Source organism: Mesorhizobium sp. M7A.F.Ca.ET.027.03.2.1, from assembly GCF_003999175.1.
In the GTDB taxonomy this organism is placed as follows: domain Bacteria; phylum Pseudomonadota; class Alphaproteobacteria; order Rhizobiales; family Rhizobiaceae; genus Mesorhizobium.
On the sequence record NZ_RZOM01000998.1, the window covers coordinates 1 to 2,291 of the forward strand.

The following is a 2,291-nucleotide window of genomic DNA, read 5'->3' on the forward strand; positions in this document are numbered from 1 at the left end:
GAAGAAATTCTTGTCGAGCGGCGTGACTTCGCTACGCACCGCCTCGATGACTTCGCCCGCCGAGATGTCGGCACTCGCCGATGATGCAGGATGCAAGCCGGCCTGGCCGAGCGATTGCACCGCGCTGCGGAAGGCCTTGCCGGTGCGGCGCTGGGCATGGGTCGAGGCGCCTTTGCCGGCCCACCAGCCGCTGGCCAGCGCCCAGGATGAATTGACGGCGCCGCCGCCTGATAGCGCACCGGTCATCATCTCGCGGCTGGCGGCATCGCCGGCAACATAGAGGCCGGGCACGCCGGTGGCGCAATCGTCGGAGACGATGTCGATGCCGCCGGTGCCGCGCACCGTGCCTTCGGCGCGCAAGGTGATGCGGAACAGTTCGCTGAACGGATCGATGCCGGCGCGGTCATAGGGCACGAAGCAGTTCGGCTGGCCCTGGCGCAACCAGCCTTGCAGCGCCGGCTCGGCCTGATCGAGCCGCGCGTAGACCGGGCCGTCGATCAGCGCGCGCGCCACTTCCTCCTCGCGGTCGCCGATGCCGTTACGCAACGGCTCGCCGGTCGGCCCGAGGATCGGCGAGCCGTCCTCGCGATGGAACGAGGCCCAGCGGAACGGCAGGCCCTTGTTCAGCGATGAGCCATAGGGCGCCAGCGTATATTTGCCGGTGAACTCCATGCCCGACAGGCTGGCGCCGGCCTCCGCCGCCATCAGATAGCCGTCGCCGGTCAGCCCGGTCGCGCCGAGGATGCGCTCGCGGAAAGCGCAGCCGCCGGTCGCCAGCACCACCGCTTTGGCATCGACGCGCCAGTCCTGTCCGATCTGCCTGGCGACACCGGCGGCGCCGACGATGGCATCGCCGTCGGACAGAAGTTCGAGCGCTGGGTGATGGTCGAGCACGGTGACGCCGGCCAACAGCACCCGGCGGCGCATGAAGCGCATGTAGTCCGGCCCGCGCAGATTGGCGATGTAGAGCCGGCCGTCATCCTCGCTCGGAAATGGATAGCCCCATTCGGACAGCCTGAGCAGATTGCGGTAGGCGGTATCGACGCAGCGCAGCATCCAGCGCGGGTCGGCGAGTTCGCCGGTGCGCTGCCAACGCCGCTCAACGACGGCATGCCTGTTGTCGCCCGGCGGCACGCACCAGGTGCCGGTGTTGGAGGGCGCGGTGGCGCCACTGGTGCCGAGATAACCTTTGTCGGCCAGCACCACCTTGGCGCCGCTCTCGGCCGCAGCGACAGCCGCCCAGGCCGCTGACGGGCCGCCGCCCAGAATCAGCACGTCGGCCTGGAGCAGCAAGCTGTCGGAAGCGGATTTTTGCGGCTTGTGCATGGACACCTGGCGAATGCGTCGAGGACGGCGCTAGGCCGCGCGGGCCGCGCTGGAAGACCAGACCGGCTCGTTGCCGGCGCTCCACTTGATGTTGCAGCCGATCGACGGCACCTGGCTGGCAGCGGGCCTGCCGCCCTCCAGCACCGTGTCGACCGCTGCGCGCAGATCGGCACCGGTCACCGGCTTGCCATTGCCCGGCCGCGCATCGTCGAACTGGCCGTGATAGGCGAGCCGCCGGTCAGTGCCGAACAGGAAGAAATCGGGTGTGCAGGCGGCGCCGTAGGCCTTCGCCGTCTGCTGCGACGCATCCTTGAGATAGGGGAAAGAATAGCCGAATTTTTCGGCCTCTTCGCCGATGCGGGCCAGCGTCTCCTCCGGATGCGCCTCATGGTCATTGGCGTTGATCGCCACCACTTGCAGCCCCTTGCCCGCATAATCCCTGGCGAAAGCGGCAAGCTGCTCACGGATCAGCACGACGAACGGGCAGCGGTTGGAGATGAAGGCGACGAGCAACGCCGGCTTGGCGTCGAAATCGGCGAGGCGGTGCAGCACGCCTTGCGCGTCGGGCAGCAGGAAATCGGCCGCCCTGGTGCCGAGGTCGATCGGATTGGACTCTGTCTTCGGCATCGATGCGCGCTCCCTTTGTGCAGCCGGTTTTCACAGGCCAAGGTGCGAGCGCTTTGAACGTTCGCAGTTAGTCTATGAATTTAGTATAATTATAGGCTGGAGAGCACATTCACGGTCAACGGCGCGGCTTAGAATATCGTGCCAATGTTTCGTGCCGAGCCGGCAAGTTTGTTCGAGCAGCAGCCGATCTAAAGAAATTCGGACGGATAAGGTTTTATCGCGGGCTACAGGGTCTGCCCGCGAGACGATGTCATCGCAGGCGAACCTTCCGCGACCATCAGGGCATCATTATCCCTTGGGATAGAGCGCCTTCGCCAGGTCGCGGATCGCATCTGATG

2 protein-coding genes are annotated in these 2,291 nt (G+C 66.2%); both read right to left on the reverse strand.

Features of this window, described 5'->3' with window-relative positions:
* A partial coding sequence (locus EN750_RS30205) for an FAD-binding protein (protein WP_127398922.1) occupies positions 1-1,326 on the reverse strand: 1,326 nt, incomplete at its 3' end.
* A gap of 30 nt (positions 1,327-1,356) precedes the next feature.
* Positions 1,357-1,953 carry a thioredoxin family protein gene (locus EN750_RS30210; RefSeq protein WP_127398923.1) on the reverse strand — a complete coding sequence of 199 codons (597 nt, stop codon included), beginning with the start codon at positions 1,951-1,953 and terminating at the stop codon, positions 1,357-1,359.
* Positions 1,954-2,291 lie beyond the last annotated feature (338 nt).

Excerpts from the sequence above, each read along its gene's own strand:
- EN750_RS30210 (WP_127398923.1), bottom strand. The coding sequence starts at position 1,953 with ATGCCGAAGACAGAGTCCAATCCGATCGACCTCGGCACCAGGGCGGCC.